The organism is Pedobacter frigidisoli (assembly GCF_004331675.1).
In the GTDB taxonomy this organism is placed as follows: Bacteria; Bacteroidota; Bacteroidia; order Sphingobacteriales; family Sphingobacteriaceae; genus Pedobacter; species Pedobacter frigidisoli.
This window is the reverse complement of sequence record NZ_SJSN01000004.1, coordinates 116,953-136,879: the sequence shown is the minus strand read 5'-3', so window position 1 is coordinate 136,879 and position 19,927 is coordinate 116,953. Positions and strand designations below refer to the sequence as shown.

Here is a 19,927-nt window from a genome sequence, read left to right as displayed (position 1 = left end):
TATCTTTCACATCGTTATTGCTATTGGAGCAGAAAGCACACTCACGTTTCCATTTGGTAACTGCAAACGTAACGCATACTTAATGGCTTCGCCTTTTCTAAATTCCACATCTGTAAAATCAGCTTTTAGGTTTTCTATCAAAGTATATTGTTCTAACTGATCCTGACCATAACTTTTATAAAGCATAAGTTTAGCTCCAATTGGTAATGGAATGTTTTTATCCCATGAAATGGAAATCCCTTTATCTGTCTTTTTAGCTGAAAGCATCAAATTAGGAAGTTCGACACCTCTAATTGGTAACAATATTTTTTGAGGAAAAGATTGCTCTGAAAGTAAACCAGAACTATCTACGGCAACCAAAGAATACCATAATATCTCTTTCTCTGGAAGTTTAAGGTCTATGAATACGCTATCAGACTTTAAAAGCGTAGCAATCTTCTCGAAAGTAGTATCTGCTTTTCTGTAAACATAATATTCTTTCAAATCACTACTATTACTGGCCATGAATTTTATTTTTACACTATTTTCTTGCGTTAAAAAATCGGTGATTTGAGGGGCAGTAGGCGGAATATAATCTGGTTTTTTCACCTCAACTATTGTAGAGTATACACTTGGATTATTGGTTTTATCAAAAGCTATAATTTTGTAATAAGCATGTTTGGTTAGCGAATTTACATCAACCATATCCATATAGTTATTATCTAATACCTGCGCCTTGTTAATTACGCTAAATTCTTCCTTAGAATTATTTGCTCTATAAATGTTGTAACCTGCTAAATCTTCTTCTCTTCCCATATCCCAATGTAGTTTCACCACACCCAACGAATCGATAAGTGCAGTTAAGCCGGTTGGTTTAATTGGAGCGGTACTATCTGCAATTACCACGTAGGTAGGTAACGATCTTGCTGCATTTCCAGCAGTATCAATTGAAGATACCAGGTAAAAATTTCGTTGATGAACATTTGCATTTAAGTCAAAGGCAAGGGTATCTCCAACAGCATACAACTTTTCATCAACAGGTTCATAGGGTCCTTCATAGTTTTCACTTCTTCCGATTATAAAACCAGCAAGATCTTTATCCTTAAAAGGTTTTTTCCAAGAGATTTTTACTTTTTTTCCGCCCTGTGATACGGCAAGCACTTTTGATGGTGCAGCAGGTGGCGTTAAATCTCTGCCTTTCACTGTAATTTCTGTCCAATCTGCAGTTTCACCGAAAGCTGTAATACCCCTTATTCTGTAAGAATAGGGAACATAGTTTTGAGGAATACTATCCATAAATACAATACTTTCATCATCCTTAACATCGTTTGGGTTATCTGGATTTACAAAAGGCGTAGCTGTTCTATTTAAATACGGTTTATTTCCTGTTTTTCGTTCGATTTGATAGGCCGTATATTTAGAATCTCCTTCTAATCTGTTCCAAAATAACCTTACATTTTTATCAAGTCCAATGGCATCTACAGATTGGAGCACTTCCGCTTTAACATGGTTGGTTGTATTAACCATGGTGGCGCTTTCCTCGAGGACAAAGCCCTTATCCTTTTTAATATCCGATTTGAGGTAATAAATATAAGTTTTGCCATTAGCAGCTGTGTTATCGGCAAACCTTAGTGCGAGTGCATTGGCAATTGCAGGGTACAAATCTGCCAAATAAGTAGCATAAACAAAACGATTAGATTGATCTGCCTCAAGTAGATCCAAACTTTCTAAATTTTTTGTGGTTTGATTACCACTTAGCGCCCCTCCATATAAAATTTGTGCAGCCATAGCAGCTGTTGTATCATTTTGTTTGAAATGCTTTTTCATAGCCTCCAGTGTCATGGGTTTTAGCAGGGAAGTGTTTAATTTCTTTTCTCCCTCCAGGGCATTAGTGGTCAAATTGAGCTCAGCCCGATATACATCAACACCAGCTTTTCTAATCGCCATCCATAGAGGGTAATTAGGAGCTGTCCAACGCAACACTACAGAATCGCCGATGTATTTACTAACCACCAGTAATTTATTTACATACTTAACACTATCTTTTTGTTTAATTTCTTGCGCATTCGTGGTTAGTGCTAATGCACATAACGTTGAGATAAAAAAAATCAGCTTATGCATAACTTAAAATTTAATAGGTTAATGAAAATGTTCTTACAAATCGGGTGTTATACAGCCAATAAGCTTGATTCGCAGGATCAACTTGTAATGGAATTGGTTTGGTAACACCAATATCAATGCTTATGCTTGCAGGCCGCTCATATTGATAAGGAACATAGCCTGGTTTATTATCAACAAAATATCTGTAGGCAGGTAAAATTCTATCCCTTAAAATTGATAGAGCAACTGTTGGATTTTCCTTATAATATTCTCCCGATGGGGCCATGTATTTAATTAATGGAACATTTTTATAATAATTGCTGTATACATGAACTGTTATTATTTCTGCATAAAATGGAGAAAAATACCCAAATCTACTTGAAATTGGGCTGATGGAATTTACAAGTGCGCTTGAGGCCGAACCAGAATAGGCTGCGCTATAACTGCTCGATATATTATCGGTTACATTGTTAGCATAGCTAGATTGCGTGTTTTTTACGCTTGCTATTACAATGCTTTCGGTAACATTGCTATTCAATGCCGATTTTGATATATTATTATTCATTTTTATTTGTGCTTGCAGGGCAAGAGAAATAAAAACAGACGATGCCATAATTATGATGTGCTTTTTCATCTCTTTATTTATTTAGGGTTGATAAGGGTGGGTTGAAAGTTGCCTGTAGTTATCATAAAACCAGCATTATTATCGATAAAGCGTTTAAAAGGATTTAATTTTGCCTCAAAATCTTTAGTTTCTCCTTGTGTTAATGCTTTCTTTGTTGCAATGGGGGAGGTAACGTTACGCTGCTTTATTCTGGTTTGTGCACCAGCATAATGTGCCGGATCCCAAAAACGAGCTTCTTTAACCTTAGGCAAAATATCATATTCGAAATTTACACCTACCGGAAATTCTGCATATAAATTGAGCATGTAAAAATTTCTTGAAACTTCCCTAACGTGTTTATTAATCCAGGTATTCGTTTGAAGTTGTTCTCTAAATTCTAAAAGTGGTGGAATGATGTAGTTAACTGCTGCTCCTGGATAATTCCAGCCTTGTAACTCATACTCATCAAACTCTTCGCTAGAATTGATACTGAAATTAGAGAGATTCCATTGCTCGGCATTCAGTTTTTTATTTACGTTGAAAGCATTTACCTTTTCTTCCAATGTTTGATATTTAGACGTTTTAAAATATAACGTGTACATCACTTCTTCTTTGGTTCGCATGCTGGCTGAGGCCTTGCTGACTGCATTTTCTATTGTATTTCCATCGCCAAGCTGCAACGTAGTAGCATTGGCACTTTGCTGTAAATTTTGGTTTACCGTTACGCCAAGGGCAGCGTTGTTAAACGCATTGTTGCTTGGTGGATTTGGATTCGAATTAGAAGATATGTTAAAGTTGGTATTGCCTATAAATAATGGTGCAGCATTCTGTCCACCAAGATTTGTATTTAAATTTCCCATTACCATAGTCATCACCATTGGTGTAATGCGATGCACAATTTGCATTCTATACATTGTACTAGGTTTTAAGTTGGTAGGAATTGCATAAGTAATTTTATTTCCCTCCATACTTACCGGCACTTCGATTGTATCAGTTAAAGACCTAAAAATCGCCAAGGTTTTACTGCTGGCCGAACCAGATTGATTATTTGCCGCCAAGCAAGGCAATGCCAGTTTTAACCAAATGTAGCCTCGGCTTTCATGTTTTGGCGTAAAAAATTGTTGCCCCTTAAATGGATAGCTTCCAACAACAATTTGTACACCATCTGCGGCTCCTTGTAGGTTTTTAGGGCAATCACCTGTGGTAAAAGTTACTTTCTCTTCTTGTCCTGAACCGGCAATTAATACCCATCGGTTATTTTCCCATTTGTAACCTTCTGCATTTACAATCAAATCCATTTTGGTATTTCCAGGCAATGCCTCTTGCCATCCAAAAAAGACAGCCTCCTTATCTCTTTTTAAGGATAATTTTGCATTTCCTCCATTATTATCATTTACATCATTGGTGTAATTTGCAGAGAAACCAGCACCATTAAGGGTTATGCTTCTAATTACAGCTTTGAATTTGAGATTTTTTTCATTGCCATCATCATCAATAGAAGCCACTTCAAATTCTCTATTTACATAGTAATTTAGGGCCGCACTCATATCAGAAAGTATAGAGACCTTTTTCTCATCGTTCGATGGCTTTAATTCAGAAATAATAGGTAAACCTGCAAACGGATTAACTTCTATTGTACATTTTTTCCCAACGCTTGCCTTGAATCTCATATTTCCCGAAACGAGATTATTCAATACACTATATCTTGCATTAACCCAGCCTTCTAGCCAAGTTGGGTTGGGCAAACCCACATTTACACCTGCCGTTACGCCTAAACTGCCAGCGCTTACCTTGCCCTCGAAAAACCATGCATCAATATATAATCCAAATTCTCCGTAAACGTATGCCTCTGCTCTGCCAGTGGCATAGTAGCCATCTAAACCAATTTTAGTTTCGCCATCGCATTCTATCTTTTTATTTCGTGTATTAATCAAGGCCACATCGAAATTAAAGCCAGCATTAAGTTTCAAATAAAAGATTAAAAACCTTAAATCTATATTTATAAGATCCTGTTTGGCACCGAAGAAGAAACCGCTTGGGTTCTCCATATTTCCACCTGGGAATATTTGAGACATTAATTTACCCATCCTAGGAGAATAGCTCATGTCCTTATTTCCAACATTCATGTAGAACGATCCCTTAAAAATTTTCATCATCTCAATGGATGTCCATGTACTTTCGGTACCTGCATCACCAATTTTAAAGTGGTAACCATCTGGTGCAGAGAGAATAGATAATTCTGAATGCGCCTTAATGATCTCTAAGTAATTCATGTCAACAATTGCCTTTGCACTAAATACGCTATGCTGAAAATCGTACAAAATATCTGCGCCAGCTTTAACCATTGCATTCTGAAGATTGCTAAATCCAGGTGGTGGCGCAAAAAGTGCTCCCGTAGCATTAATTTTCAATACCTGCATGGCAAAGTTTTCGTAGTTAAAAGTTGCCTCTAAATCACCCATCATCAATAGCATTGTGCCATCGCTTGTGCCTAAATTTACGCCAGCCTTAAAACCTAACGAACCTTTACTCGGGTTGTATAAACTCCTAACAGGATCAGTGGTATAGGTATAACTTACCGAGCGTTTAGGATCTGTAGTAGGTATAAGGTTATAATAAGCACCACCACCAAAACCAAAAATGCTAATGCCTGGGCCCACTACTATACCAGGGGTTGGCAAGTTCAAGCGGGCATCTAAGAAGAAGTAATTAAATTCACGTTTACCAAATAAGCCCCTAGCAGTGATTTCAAAACCTTTTAAAAATCCAACCTTTAAGAATCCATCAACACCATCTCCCCATTTCTGGTCGTTTTCAAAAAATCCTAATTTACCTTTTACATCAAATGATGCTATTTTACCTTCAACAGTTATAGAATCTGCTCTAACCCTGCTAAAACCAAAACTAACCTTGCCCTTATTTAATGTAAACTTACCAAATACGCTAAATGCAACCTCTGCCTTTGGCAAACTTGCCATATCGGCCAAATTAATAGATATTGGGAAACTCAAGCCAATTTCGCCTGCCTCACCCGTAGCTAATGATGGCGCTTTAGAAAGCGTAATTGGAAAACCGCCAACAAATTTTGGGGGACTACTTTGCCCGAACGTTACTGTTCCTTGTTCAAAATATGGATCTTTGGTGCCAAATTTTAAATTTTGAAACGATACCAAATCAAAGTCGACTTTACCAACAATTGGAATTTTGGTAACGATTGATAGCGCACCATTCATTGTTAACATTGCACTTGTAGTTATGCCTGTACCTGCATTAACCTCAATTTTACTATTATCCAATTTAAATCTTGCAAACCACATTGGCACCTCTAATTCGTTAGTTTGCGCAATTGTGAAATTATATTTTAGCCCACTAGCATCGCTAGATATGGTACTTGAATATCGGAGTTGGGATGAAGCTTTTGATTGATTGGTAAATGGTAACATTACTTTACCGGCTATACGTCCGTTTACAAACGAATTATATTTAAAATTCACCTTTACGGTATCTAGAGAGCAGCTCCACGTAGATAAAGAGCCACCGCCCATTAGAAAAACGCCGACTGCTTCCAAATTTCCTGTTACGCCACGGTTATCGATAATTAAGTTTTGAGATTGAATACTCAGCGTGCTTGCATTCTCTTGCGTAAGCACAGGAGGAAGTTCTACAGCTAATTTTGGAGCAAAAAACCCTCGCCATTGAGCTACATTACTTTCCTGATAATTTTGAGGCATATTGCTCGGATTTCTAGCATCCGAATGATCGTAAAAAAGTGTAGTTGGATTGAAAACAAAATCGGTATTGTTGGCCATTTGGAAAGCAGGCAGAGTTACTGATGCAATCCAATCGTTCCACGAAACGGCATCAGCAATTATTGTAGCCTTAGCTGCTCCTCCAGCTTTTGCTTTAATCAAGTTTTGAGGGAAACTGTATTCTCCCTGTATGCGTAACCTCGAAAAACCCTGCTTATCAAAAACTACATAAGTGCCAGAATCTGTCGGTAATGCTCCATTCTTTCTTGCTTTCAAGGAAATTTCACTTCCAGATACATTTATACTCAAATCTTCTGAAAGATATAATCGTCCTTGTCCGCATAATCCTGATGGGTTGAAACAGATATTTGAAGCACCCAATGCCGCAACATTTGGCATGGCATCGGGCATATTTAATACAAACCCTGCATCGAATACAGCTTGGCGGGCATCAAAAACCATTTGTGTAATTGCTAGAACCATCTTTTTGTTACCAATGGTATTATCAATCCCTAGTGGAAGTTTATACCCAATTTGGTCTGATGGATTTAGATTGCTAAACAGCTTTTGAGGATCGGCCATTTGATTACTAAAATCACCCAAACTTGCAGTATTTAATGTAGAGTTTGGTTTGTTCGGATCGTAGGTTGGTATTAAACTAGCAGCTCCCTCTGATAATACCGCGATTGCCTGACCAGAAATAACCTGTTTTGTTGAATTTATCTTTACATCCTTAAAGGTTACTAAAATGGGCATACCACTTAAAAAACTTGGTAATTTTATAGTTCCACTTCCGGTAAGTCCATCTGCATTGGCACTAATTAAGTTTTTAACCACTAAATCAAACTCGCCAATCTTAATGGTTCCTATTTCTTGGAGCGTTTTATTGCTAACATCCATTGCTGTTTGGCTAGCAATCGAGGTTTTGCAATTACAATCAATAACCCTCGTTTGTGCTGTAGGGGCGACTACATTAGCTATTATTTCCTGCGTTTTTTCTTTTCCATAAGTAAAGGATATTACTTCACTTCTGCCCTGATTTCTAAAAACGGCATTGTTGGATGGATCAAAGGCTTGAACCATCATTGCATATTTCCTGCCTGGAGTTAATTGAGGACTTGCTGGATTAAAAATTTCCATATTAGTCATCACTTCCTTATCGAAAAAATACGGCTGTCTTGCCGTCATCATCGCATCATTGGGGTTTTTATTTCCCAATACTTCTACCATGCGGATCCTGTATTGTATTCCAGGCGGAGTGCCAACTGGTGTATTCCACCTTAAGGGGATAATTTGTCCTGCATCAGAAGAAACTACTTCTTCATCTCTCGGACTTAAAATTATTGGTGGCTCTAAGCTGCTCACTGAGAATGAATTACTACAGCCTGCAGGTTCATCGGCACTTAATGGAATATTATTATCATCGTAATTATATGCTCTAATACAAAGTTGATATCTCCCTTCGGGCAAACCTCCCTTATTTATAAATTCATTTTGTGTAATTCCAGAATATTCTAGTTGGTTATAATTGAAGAAATAGGAAATATCATTGCCATTTAACATTCTAGCTTCTCCAGGGCCTAGTTCTATCGGGCTACTACTTCTGTAGCCTGGCTTTACCCGAATTACAATTCCATTATCTCCAGTTACCGTACCCCTCAATTGTATTTTTTGATTGGTTGATGAATTATTTGTAATGGAAATAACCATTAAATGAGGCTTTGAAGCGTAATCTGTAAATTTTGTAGGGTATGGAGGCAATATCTGAATGGAAACATTAACCTGAGCTATTGCCTTGATCTGCAATAAAATCAGGCAAATAATTGTAATCCATTTAAATGAGGAAAAATTTTTCATACGATTAAAAATTAAATTGGTAAATCAGCTCAGCTCGTGTCTCGGTAAAATTCGGCTGAAACGGATTGGCAGCCTTAGATTTATTGTTGGTAAGAAAGACGTTGAATGCAACTCTTTGCCTAGTCGTGACTTTATAAGCTAAATTTCCATTCGCGTTGGTAATGAAACTATCTGAACCTGTACTGCTATTGGTTTTGGTTAGTGTGCAGCTTAATCCGGTTTGCATCTTATCTTTTAAAAAAGTTTTGTTGCCACCTACTGTAGCACCAGTAAATGTGTTTTTCAAATTTTGACCACTCAGCTTGGTGTTATTTAAATTAGCAAACAGACTAAGCTTCTTTTTAGGGAAGGTAATGTTGTAATTAATAAAGTATTGATTGGTGCTAATATTTCTTGAGGTAGATTGTGCACTAAAAAAATTGTTAAAGTCTTTTAAACTATTAAAACTCGCAGAGGCTGATATTACATGCGTTGCCTCAGGTCTAACCAAAAAGTACCTTGGCATTATGCCAATAGTTTGCGTGGTTTGAACAATTCGCAACGAATCTGCAAACAAAGCTGTTTGTGGCGTTTGGTTATCAGAGAAGTTGGTGTAAATTAAATCTAACCCAAGTTCTTTTGTAATTTCGACCCCAGCATTTGCTGAAGCAATAAGCCTTTTGTTTTCTGCCCGTTTTTGTTTTTTTAAGTTATCGTGCTGAAAACCTATGCTGCCATTAATTCGAACTTTTCCCTTAAATAAATTAGCGTTAGGGCTAATTGTCCAATTCTCTAAATCTGAATTAAAAAAGTAAGCGCCCATTGTCTTGAAATCTGGCTCAATCCTTTTATAATTTATCTTAACTCCATAATTCTTTTCTCGATATCCAATTCCACCAGAAAATGCAGTGTAGTATTCGCTTGTTGCGTTTAGCGTGAAAATGTTATTGACCTTTTGTAAAAAATCATTCTTTATCGAATCGATACTAATTGGAGAATTGATATCATTCGTATACAAACTAACCGCACCCGTACTCTCTATAAACAGTTTTTTAAAGAAGGTAAACTTTAAAGAATACCCTAAAACATTATTCTTAGCCGGCGAAACTAAATCAAATGCATTAGGTAAATTAGATGGTTTAGTATTGTCGTCGTCTTTGGCGCTTAAATAACTTAGTTCGAAAAAATTATCTGCAGAACCATACCCTAGTTTAGCAGCGTATCCCTTTCTTGAGAATGAAAATGGAACTAAAGCTTGGCTTGTGGTATCAATGGTTGTTGCTCTGTTTAACCGTCCATACATAAAACCAACTCTTAGTTTGCCTGGGTTAAGTTCAAAACCTGCACCGAGCATAGTATGGCCGCCCAAAGTGTAAGGAGAAAAAGAAACATTTCGATAACCCGCATGAAGCGTAATCCATTTGTAAGTCGGGCTTAATCCATATTGATTAAATGGTTGCGTAAAAGATTTATCTGATTCGCTGATGCTAAAGTTTACCGGGATTTGCAGACCATAAATATCGAAAGTAGGACTGCCACTTAGCAAAAACGCTGTAGGCCGCCTACGATTTTGAATACCAGTGGCATTATAAAACATTCCCCTTGCTTCAATGCTTCCAGAATATGAAAATGGTTTTGCATCCTTTATATTCGAGAAATCTTGTGCATTTACAGATTCGGCAAATAGTAAAGCCATGAGCAGGCAACATAAGATTGAGAGGGATCGCTGTGCTATATTCATGATCTATTTTCAATTAAAATGTAAATAAGCACAAATTGATAGCGCAGATTTATCCTAATGAGTGAAATAGTAGTTTGATTGAGCGAAAGGTAATTTGTAGTGAGTGGCTTCGTTTTGCCAATCGCATAAGCTGTTAAAGATCAGTTGTTAAACTAAATTGGAATATTACAGTTTTTTATTTTGGAATTTCTTATCGAGGATTGAAGAAGTTTTAGGTTGCTTCTAAATAACAAAAAAACTGCATCCTAATTTTTAGAATGCAGTTCTTTTTTTTAGTGCTCCCGACGAGATTCGAACTCATATCGATGGTACCGGAAACCATAATTCTATCCATTGAACTACGGGAGCATAAGGCTGCAAATATAGAAAATGAAAATGTTAGTTTCTTGTAATATATGAGCTAAAATTGAGATTATTTAGGGCATGTTAAAACAACGAGTTAGCTTATCTGTCGATTTTTCAAATAACGTTGAACCTCATTTTTAGTTGTGTTAAAGTATAAAATTATCCTTTCCACTATTTCTTCCTATTAATAAGTGTTAATGTTTTCAGTGAAGAGGAAATTAAAACTTACAAAGCCAAAAACGATTTCTATTTAGTAGGAAATCGAGTTTACGCTGCATTTTTGCTTACCTCGGCAGGTGTAATTGTTATCGATCCGATAGATTCAGTGAAAGTTGACGGAAACATTCTTTTGCTAGGGTAGATGTAAAGCTCAGGTTGGCTGATCTAAGTTAATTGATAGCAAAACCTTAACTGTTTACATAATTTAAACTCAGATGATATTAGGCCTAGTTGTTGTAATTCGATATCGAAGTGAAATATTTTTCTATTCTTTTGATGTTTAGTTTTTTAGGTAGACTTTAAATGTTGAGCCTTTACCGATCTCACTTTCCACAACGATTTTGCCGCCAGATAAATTAACTATTTCCCTTACCAAATGGAGCCCAACTCCCGTGCCTTCCACATCGTTTGCTATTCGCACATATTTGCTGAAAATTTTCTCAAGATCTTCCTGAGCTATTCCCCGACCATTATCGCCAACCGAAATAATGAAATAATCATCTTCTAAAGTTGTTTTGATAACGATCTCTGGTACACGCTCCGAATCCCTATATTTAATGCTGTTGTTAACCAGATTGTAAATAATGCTTCTTAACTTTCGGCGCACAAAGAATATCTCTGAGTAGTTTATTTCCAGCTTGATCTTAGCTTTCGATTCCAAGATCTGTGATGCCAAGGTCAATCGAACATCTTCTAAGATTTGTTCAATGTCCAATAGTTCATCTACTGTTTTGTAATGATGATCAGATTTTCTGGAATCGGTTAAATCTATTACTATGCCTTTTATTTTAAAGAGACCATTCTCAATTTTTTCGAGTAAAATGGGAAATTTTTCCATTCCTTTCTCAGGTATTTTTTTAAGCATCTCGATGGTGAGGCCCAAACTTGTTAATGGTGTTTTGATATCATGAGAAATAGTGTCCAAAAGCAATTCGTGTTCCATAATCAGTTTCTCCTGTTCCTTAAGATCCCGAATTCTTAACGTTATATCAATGAAAGTAATAATTACGCCATTCGTTTTTTTATTACTCTGTACAATATAGGGTAAAATATTCATCTGATACCAACGCATATCGGTGGTTTGGATCTCCTTTTCCAAAAGCTCCCCAGATTTGATTACCTGGTCAATATTATCAATGATACTTGGGAAACGAAAGTTATCCTTAATATCACCTATAGATTTGCCAACATCATTAATATGAAGTTTAAACTGCTTCATTGCAGGAGGTGTAAACTTGCGCAGCACAAGATTTGCATCTACAAATAGCTGGGGAATAATGGTGTTGCGAAAATAATTTTCAAGTTCGTCATTGAGCTCTATCAATTCGTTAATCTTCTGATCTTTATTTTGCATTGTCTTGTAACTTTTTAAATTGAGAATCGTTTTATTCTATTAGTTAAATGGGAGAATCCTGAGCCTGTTTATAAGTCAAGAAACTAAGGATGAACATTTATTAAGCTGTGAATGGTATGTAAAAATAGGCTGAGCTCAAATGGCTTTTGTATGAAAGCGTCAGCCTTGCATCCCATTTTCACCTGCTCGGTACTTGCATGTGCGCTCATAATGATGATAGGGATATGATCGTAAACACTATTATGCTTAAGCTTATTGCAAACGTTAAGACCAGATCCATCTGGTAACATAATATCGAGTAAAAACAGATCAGGCAATTCATTTTGATCTCTACTCATAAAATCTAATATACTTCCAAAAGAAGCTACCTTGTAATCTTCGGCCACTAATAGCCATTCCACAACTTCTCTGATATCCTTGTCATCTTCCAGAACAAATATTTTCGCCATAAACTAAATTCTAGATAATACAACATGTAACCAGTTATTTAGTTTGAGAAAAATGGTATTGTATGCCATGCCAGATAAATCGTAAAGGATTTATATCGGCTCTTCGAAAATAATTATTTATATATTATTGTCTTTCTATTAGCGATGTATTAAATGAGTTACGTGCTAATACATTCGTGTATAGCCTTAATATAATGGGCAATGAAGCGCCATAAGCGCTGAAAATCGCAAAAGTTAACAATGCTGATCTATATAGTTAGACCTAATATTCTGCGTAAAAAGAATGCGATGAATAAATATAAAAACCTGCTGAGTTACAATGAGTAATTGCGTATGAATGTTTGTGGGATTTTAACTGAAAAATCTGTTACAAAATAGCTTAACCATTTTGCTAGCTGGAGTATTAAAAGGGAGAAAAGCCTAAGTTAAATAAACCCTATTGTAGCGACATACTTTTGAGTTTTTCAACGAAAAAGATATAGCGGAAAGAGGGGCTGAGAAAACCGAAGGATTGCTGCACTTGCTTTACCTAAAATTAACGTGCTGTTAACGCTATAATTGGCTTTTTAAAAAATAAAAATGCACCTTTGCGAACCGTTAATAGAGGTTTAGGCATGTAATAAATTAATTAAATTGTTTATGGAAGATTTGGTTGTAGAGGAGATTCAGGAACTGCTTGAAAAAGAGAATGATAAGGCGTTAAAGCAATATCTTGATAAACTGAATATCTCTGATGTTGAAGAATTAATTGATGAGCTTCCACAACATGCAGCCAAATTTATTGAGACCATTTCCTTAAACCGGGCCGTTAACGTTTTTCGTATTCTCGATTTTCCTACGCAAGAACGTATCATTAAAAAACTATCTGGCAATAAGCTCAATCAAATTATTAAGGATTTGCCTCCTGATGATCGTACAGCACTTTTCAGCGAACTAAAGGGCGATGTAGTAAAGAAAATGATAACGCTTCTTCCGCCAGAAGAACGTAAAGAATCGCTTGCTTTATTGGGTTACAAGGAAGATAGTATTGGGCGTTTAATGACGCCGGATTATATTGCCGTGAAGCCAGAATGGTCTATAACGCATGTATTGGCCCATATTCGCCGTTATGGAAAAAATTCTGAAACCATTGATGTTGTGTATGTAATTGATAATGATGGCGTTTTGCTTGATGACATCAGAATCCGTGAGGTTTTATTGGCTAGTCCTGATGCTATTATTGGTGAATTAACCGATAGGCGTTTTATTGCCTTGAACGCGAACGATCCACAGGAATATGCGATTAACATCTTTAGAATGAATAATCGAGTTGCACTTCCCGTGGTTGACGAAAATAACATTCTTTTAGGTATTGTAACTGTTGATGATATTTTGTGGATTGCCAACGAGGAATATACCGAGGATATGCATAAAATTGGGGGTACCGAGGCTTTGGATGAACCTTATCTGGATACTTCCATTTTTAATTTAGTAAGGAAAAGGGTTGGTTGGCTTGCCGTATTAATGATTGGCGAAATGCTTACCGCTACGGCAATGGGTTTTTTCGAAGGACAAATACACAAAGCAACGGTGCTCGCCCTTTTTATTCCGCTGATTATCTCATGCGGTGGTAATAGTGGTTCGCAGGCATCAACACTAATTATACAAGCCATGGCTTTAGGCGAAGTAACCATTAAAGACTGGTGGCTAGTGATGCGGAGAGAAATCACTTCTGGTTTTTTACTTGGCCTATGTTTGGGTTTGGTAGGCTTTCTCCGAATTTTCGTCTGGCATATTATTGCACCAAATATCTACGGCGAACATTGGATTTTAATCGCCGCAACCATCAGTGTATCGCTTGTATTTGTGGTTTTATGGGGTTCGTTAAGTGGCTCTATGCTACCTATTTTACTTAAGAAACTGGGCGCCGATCCAGCTACTTCTTCTGCACCTTTTGTGGCAACGCTTGTAGATGTTACTGGCCTAATTATATACTTCAGTTTCGCGGTACTGTTTTTAAATGGCGTTCTACTTTAATTTTAAAATATGGAAAATAAAATTACAACACTTTTTACCGATATCGGTGGCGTATTATTAACCAATGGATGGGATAGAAGAGCAAGGGGCGAAGCTGCGGTACTTTTTAACCTCGATTCGGTGGAAATAGAGGAACGCCACCATTTAACTTTCGATACTTATGAGGTTGGTAAAATTACCCTAGATGAATATTTGGAAAGATTGGTCTTTTACGAGGAACGTTCTTTTTCTTACGATGATTTTAAGGAATTTATGTTCGAGAAATCGTTGCCTTATCCAGAGATGATCGAATTGATTTGCAGTTTAAAAAAGAAATACAACCTTAAAGTGGCTGTAATTAGCAATGAAGGCAGAGAACTCAATCAATATCGAATCAATACTTTTAAACTTAATGAGTTTGTAGATTTTTTTGTTTCCTCTAGCTTTGTGCATTTTCGTAAGCCCGATGCCGATATTTTTAAGGTTGCCATAGATATTTCTCAAAGTGATGTAGCGACAAGTTTGTACATAGATGATAGAATGCTTTTCGTTCAAGTTGCCGAAGGGTTGGGTTTAAAGGGCATTCATCATACAGATTACGAAGATACAAAGGCACAGTTAGCAGCTTTTGGATTAGTGGTTTAGTTACTATTCAGTAACTAAAAAAAGATCAACAATTAGTTTTGCGGCCGTCATGCTGAATTTAATTCAGCATCTTTCATGCTATGAGCACCTTGCTTTTAAGCCCCTGAATCAAGTTCAGGGTGACGACCGTTTATATATGGCGACAATAGTGCGGTTATCTGAAACTAATAATGGTTAGATTGCTTTGTTGCTCACGATTGAGGAATGATAGTGGTAGCAGAATAATATTTCTACGTTTCCATGGTAAAATCAACACAAAAAAAGCCACTCTCTCGAATGGCTTTATGCTTTTAAAAGTCCCGTAGTGGTTAAACATTAAACCTAAAATGCATAATGTCTCCATCTTCTACGATATAGGTTTTGCCTTCTACGCCTAATTTACCAGCTTCCTTACAAGCATTTTCAGATCCAAGCGTTACAAAATCTACATATTTAATTACCTCAGCACGAATAAAACCTTTTTCAAAATCCGTATGGATTACACCAGCAGCTTGTGGTGCTGTAAACCCTTTGGTAATGGTCCAAGCCCTAACCTCAGTTACACCAGCAGTAAAATAAGTGTAAAGGTTTAATAATTTGTAAGCTGTTCTTATCAATTTGTTTACACCAGATTCCGTTAAGCCTAGATCGGCTAAAAATTCCTCACGTTCCTCGTAGCTATCCAGTTCAGCTATTTCCGATTCGATTTTTGCAGAGATTACCAAAACTTCAGCTTTCTCATCAGCAACATTTGCCTTAACCAAATCAACGTATTTGTTTCCAGTAATTACCGATGCCTCATCAACATTACAAACATACATGACAGGTTTTTGGGTTAATAAACCCAAATCCTCAATAAAATCAAAATCATCTTGAGGAAGAGTAGCTGTACGAATAGATTTACCACTTTCTAAATGTGCCTTCACAACCGTTAAAATATCGAAAGTTCGTTTGGCATCTTTATCAGTTTTAGCCATTTTTTCTACTTTCTGAATACGTTTATCAACGGTGTCCAAATCTTTCAATTGTAACTCTGTATCAATGATTTCTCTATCGCGAATTGGATCAACAGAACCGTCAACGTGGATCACATTTCCATCATCGAAACAACGCAAAACGTGTATAATGGCATTTGTAGCACGGATATTTCCTAAAAACTGATTACCCAAACCTTCACCCTTCGATGCACCTTTTACTAACCCAGCAATATCAACAATCTCGATCGTATTCGGTTGAACCTTATTTGGTTTAACCAATTCAGCAAGTTTGGTTAATCTATCATCTGGTACAGTAATTACACCAACATTTGGCTCAATTGTACAAAAAGGAAAGTTTGCAGCTTGCGCTTTTGCATTCGATAAACAGTTAAAAAGAGTCGATTTGCCAACATTTGGTAAACCTACAATACCACATTGTAATGCCATTTATGTTATATTCTTTAGTATATATTCTAGTTTTGCGATTCGCGTTTAGCGGTTTCTAATCTACGCTTTAGCCTTAAAATCGGGCAAAGATAAGCTTTTAAAACCTTTAATTAAAGGCTACCATTTGTGGTAGATAGATATTTTATCTAAGTTTATCGAAAATTAATAGATTATGGAAGAATTGGATCAGCAGAAACCCGAAGAAGTGAAATTGGTAGTGAGCGAAGAAATGCGCAGTTATATCTACGATGTAACAAAATGGGCAAAATTTCTATCAATTGTGGGTTTTGTATTTGCTGCCTTATTAATCTTGGGTGCCTTTAGTATTCCCGCAATGATTTCTAGTAATCCAGCGCTTGCCGCAAAAATGAGTTCACTAGGTCAGGGTGGTTCTACCCTCGTTACCATTATATACTTAGCCTTAGGTTTATTTTACTTTTACCCAAGCCTACTGCTTTTCCGAATTTCTAATAAAGGAAAACAAGGCGTTTTATTTGGCGATCAAGAAAGTTTAGATTCGGCATTCTCGAACGTAAAATCCTTATTTAAATTTTGGGGAATTATAACAATCGTTGTTATTGTGGGCTATTTTCTATTGGTGTTTTTGGTTGGTGCTGGAATGGCTGTAGCTTAAAGAAACCAATTAATTTATTTGGAAAGCAGATGCAGTACTCATCTTAACGTTAGTCCCGCTATGCATTCCAAGCCGTATCCGTCAGTGTTTTTTTGTAGGCCGATTGGTGCTGCAACGGAATCCGGGCTTTACATTGCTATCGGGTTTAAGAAATAAATTAGGTGCTTTCCTAAACCTAGCAGTGCGCAAAATTTCTGTTTACAAAAAAAAGTCCCGATTTTCATCGAGACTTTATATTGAAATTATAATTACTTAAAAAGAAAAATCGTCGTTTGCTTTATTGCTATGCTCTCCATTTTCTGAGTATTCGTAGCGTTTTTCTACAACATCTTGGTGAGTTTTAATATATTCTACTGTTTCTGTTAATCCTTCAGTAAATTTTTCGAAATCTTCTTTATATAAAAAGATTTTATGCTTTACGAATACACCGTCTTCTAATCTTTTCTTGCTCTCGGTAACTGTTAAATAATAATCACCAGAGCGAGTAGCTTTCACGTCGAAGAAATAAGTTCTCTTGCCTGCTCTTACTTTCTTTGAAAAAACTTCTTCTCTTTCCTTGTTGTCGAATTCTCCCATGGTTGGTATTGATGTTGGTTTTTGGTTTCGGTAAATATAAAGCAAATATTTAAAGTTCAAAATACAATTTTAATACAATTTAAACAGTCCGTGTTTCTTCTTCTAAAAGTTGGTTGTTGTAGAGTTCGGTATAACTGCCATTTAGGCTAAGTAATTCATTGTGTGTGCCTTGCTCAATGATTTTTCCATCATCCAAAACCAAAATCTTATCGGCATTTTTTATTGTAGAAATGCGGTGGGCAATTAAAATACTGGTTTTTCCATTCATTAATTTACCCAAATTTTGTAAAATTTCTTCCTCTGTTTTGGTGTCAACAGCAGAAAGACAATCATCAAAGATTAAAATTTTAGGAGATTTTATTAATGCCCTGGCAATAGATACGCGTTGTTTTTGCCCTCCAGAAAGTGTAATTCCTCTTTCCCCAAGCATCGTTTCGAACTTTTCCTCAAAATCGATAATGTTGTTATAAACCGATGCGTTTTTTGCAGCATCGTAAACTTCATCATCAGTAACCCTATCCAAACCAAAGGCAATATTGTTTTTAATGGTATCAGAAAATAGAAAAACCTCTTGCGGCACAAAACCAATTTGGCTGCGGTAATCTTTTAGATTCAAAGATTTTAAATTTTGCCCATCAATATTTATGGCGCCGTTTTCTACATCGTACATACGCATAATTAAATTCGCCAAAGTAGATTTCCCCGATCCGGTTTTGCCAATAATTGCGACAAACTCTCCACTTTTTATTTCAAAACTTACGTTTTTCAACGCCTCAATTCCTGTATCTGGGTACGTGAAACTTACATTCTTGAATTTAATATTTCCAGTCAAAATCCTCTCTTCAGTTTCTGTCGATTGAATATCAGATGGAATATCCAAAAACTCGTTAATTCTTTTCTGTGATGCCGCCGCCCTTTGGATGAGCGAAGTTACCCAGCCTAACATCGTTACCGGAAAAGTTAATTGATTAATGTAAATGATAAACTCTGCAATATTTCCGGCTGTAATGCTACCATTCATCACTTGTATCCCACCTATATATATGGTTAAAATGGTACTTAAGCCAATTAATAAAAGCATGGTTGGGTAAAATAGTGCAGAAACCTTTACCAAACTCATCGAATCCTTTTTGTATTCATTGCTTTGGATTTCGAACATATTACGGGTATAATCCTCGCGTACGTAAGATTTAATAATCCTGATTCCAGAGAAGCGCTCTTGAACAAAACTCGAAAGATCTGACAATCGCTCTTGAATTTTTCCGCTTTTCTTAAAGATTAAAGTATTTACATAATATATAATAATCACTAAAAAAGGTAGCGGTAAAAGACAATAAATGGCCAATTTGGAATTCACATCAAACATCGACCAAATAATCAATATCGATAAAACGAAAGTATTAATCGTGTACATAATCGCCGGACCAACATACATCCTTACTCGATTTACATCTTCCGTAGCTCGATTCATCAAGTCGCCCGTATTATTTCTGCGATAAAAGCCCAGGCTGAGCTTTTGATAATGCTGGTAAATGTCGTTCTTCATATCAAACTCAATGTGCCTCGACATGAGGATGATGGTTTGACGCATAAAGAACAAGAATAATCCCCTTAAAACATATAACGCAATAACCAACAGGCCGAAATATAATAGGTTGCTGCTAAAGATATCGTAGATAATTTCTTGGCGATTGAAACCGTTAAATAGATTGTAAACTTGTACGTTTTCGGTAATTAAATCTACCGCATAACCAATAACCTGAGCGGGTACAACACCGAAAATATTCGAGATTACTACAAAAATACTCCCAGGAATTATCCACCATTTGTATTTAAGAAAGTACTTGTTTAACCTGCTCAGATGTTTCATGCCTTGCAAATTTAGTCAAATTTGTTATTTCATTTGGCAAAATGGAAACCAAGTTATTAAGGTTTAATAGATAATGACACTTTTAAGCTATTTCGAAAAACAGGCTCCGGTTTTTCATCGATTGCCATAGTCCCGCTGTACCTCCAAATCCCGATGAAATATCGGGAGCTTTCCGTACCATCGGGTTTATTTAACCAAAAATTGTAATTTTTAGTTGGGTTTTAGAATAGCCTAAATTTAAATGCAAAGCAAACCTTTGCAAGGTAATTTGCTAATTTCACCCTCGCCTGGTGTTGCCAAGCACCATAAGCCTAAGTTAAATAAACCCGACAATAACGAAAATACTTTTTGTGGAAAAAATGCCCAAAAACCAAAAAAGTTAACAAAAAGATTGTAGTAAATGGCGGGACTGCCCTAACCGAAATGAG

12 protein-coding genes and 1 tRNA gene are annotated in these 19,927 nt (G+C 36.4%); 3 read left to right on the top strand and 10 right to left on the bottom strand.

Going from position 1 to position 19,927, the window contains the following annotated elements:
- Window positions 1-6 precede the first annotated feature (6 nt).
- The 7 genes from EZ449_RS06210 to EZ449_RS06180 all read right to left on the bottom strand — a co-directional run bounded on the left by EZ449_RS06210 (window position 7) and on the right by EZ449_RS06180 (window position 12,376).
- Complete coding sequence (locus tag EZ449_RS06210) at window positions 7-2,100, bottom strand: fibronectin type III domain-containing protein (protein ID WP_131557105.1); 2,094 nt, start codon at window positions 2,098-2,100, stop codon at window positions 7-9.
- Between the two features lie 10 nt (window positions 2,101-2,110).
- Entirely contained in the window at window positions 2,111-2,713 is a 603-nt protein-coding gene (locus EZ449_RS06205; protein WP_131557104.1) for a hypothetical protein, read from the bottom strand.
- Window positions 2,714-2,721: 8 nt separating this feature from the next.
- Window positions 2,722-8,289: a hypothetical protein gene (locus EZ449_RS06200; protein WP_131557103.1), complete on the bottom strand. Its 5,568-nt coding sequence runs from the start codon at window positions 8,287-8,289 to the stop codon at window positions 2,722-2,724.
- Window positions 8,290-8,293: 4 nt separating this feature from the next.
- On the bottom strand, window positions 8,294-9,964 hold the full coding sequence (locus EZ449_RS06195) for a hypothetical protein (RefSeq protein ID WP_131557102.1): 1,671 nt from the start codon (window positions 9,962-9,964) through the stop codon (window positions 8,294-8,296).
- Window positions 9,965-10,285: 321 nt separating this feature from the next.
- Window positions 10,286-10,357: transfer RNA gene (locus tag EZ449_RS06190), tRNA-Arg, on the bottom strand.
- A gap of 496 nt (window positions 10,358-10,853) precedes the next feature.
- A complete protein-coding gene (locus EZ449_RS06185; protein ID WP_131557101.1) occupies window positions 10,854-11,927 on the bottom strand; it encodes a sensor histidine kinase in 1,074 nt (357 codons plus the stop codon).
- An 83-nt stretch (window positions 11,928-12,010) separates the two neighbouring features.
- A complete protein-coding gene (locus tag EZ449_RS06180) occupies window positions 12,011-12,376 on the bottom strand; it encodes a response regulator transcription factor (protein WP_131557100.1) in 366 nt (121 codons plus the stop codon).
- Window positions 12,377-13,015: 639 nt separating this feature from the next.
- On the opposite strand from EZ449_RS06180, the gene mgtE reads away from it, so the two are divergent.
- Both mgtE and EZ449_RS06170 read left to right on the top strand, forming a co-directional pair.
- Window positions 13,016-14,392: a magnesium transporter gene (mgtE, locus tag EZ449_RS06175; RefSeq protein WP_131557099.1), complete on the top strand. Its 1,377-nt coding sequence runs from the start codon at window positions 13,016-13,018 to the stop codon at window positions 14,390-14,392.
- A gap of 9 nt (window positions 14,393-14,401) precedes the next feature.
- A complete protein-coding gene (locus EZ449_RS06170; protein ID WP_131557098.1) occupies window positions 14,402-15,016 on the top strand; it encodes an HAD hydrolase-like protein in 615 nt (204 codons plus the stop codon).
- Window positions 15,017-15,324: 308 nt separating this feature from the next.
- Here the strand turns inward: EZ449_RS06170 and ychF are convergent, their stop codons facing one another.
- Window positions 15,325-16,419 (bottom strand): redox-regulated ATPase YchF, encoded by a 1,095-nt coding sequence (ychF, locus tag EZ449_RS06165; protein ID WP_131557097.1) that lies wholly within the window; start codon window positions 16,417-16,419, stop codon window positions 15,325-15,327.
- Between the two features lie 172 nt (window positions 16,420-16,591).
- Here ychF and EZ449_RS06160 point away from each other — a divergent pair, with 172 nt between their 5' ends.
- Window positions 16,592-17,053 (top strand): DUF5362 family protein, encoded by a 462-nt coding sequence (locus EZ449_RS06160; protein ID WP_131557096.1) that lies wholly within the window; start codon window positions 16,592-16,594, stop codon window positions 17,051-17,053.
- 252 nt (window positions 17,054-17,305) lie between these two features.
- On the opposite strand, the gene EZ449_RS06155 is transcribed toward EZ449_RS06160, so the two are convergent.
- Both EZ449_RS06155 and EZ449_RS06150 read right to left on the bottom strand, forming a co-directional pair.
- Window positions 17,306-17,629 carry a DUF3276 family protein gene (locus tag EZ449_RS06155; protein WP_131557286.1) on the bottom strand — a complete coding sequence of 108 codons (324 nt, stop codon included), beginning with the start codon at window positions 17,627-17,629 and terminating at the stop codon, window positions 17,306-17,308.
- A gap of 79 nt (window positions 17,630-17,708) precedes the next feature.
- Window positions 17,709-19,499, bottom strand: coding sequence for an ABC transporter ATP-binding protein (locus EZ449_RS06150; protein WP_131557095.1), 1,791 nt, complete (start codon window positions 19,497-19,499; stop codon window positions 17,709-17,711).
- Between the last annotated feature and the right edge of the window lie 428 nt (window positions 19,500-19,927).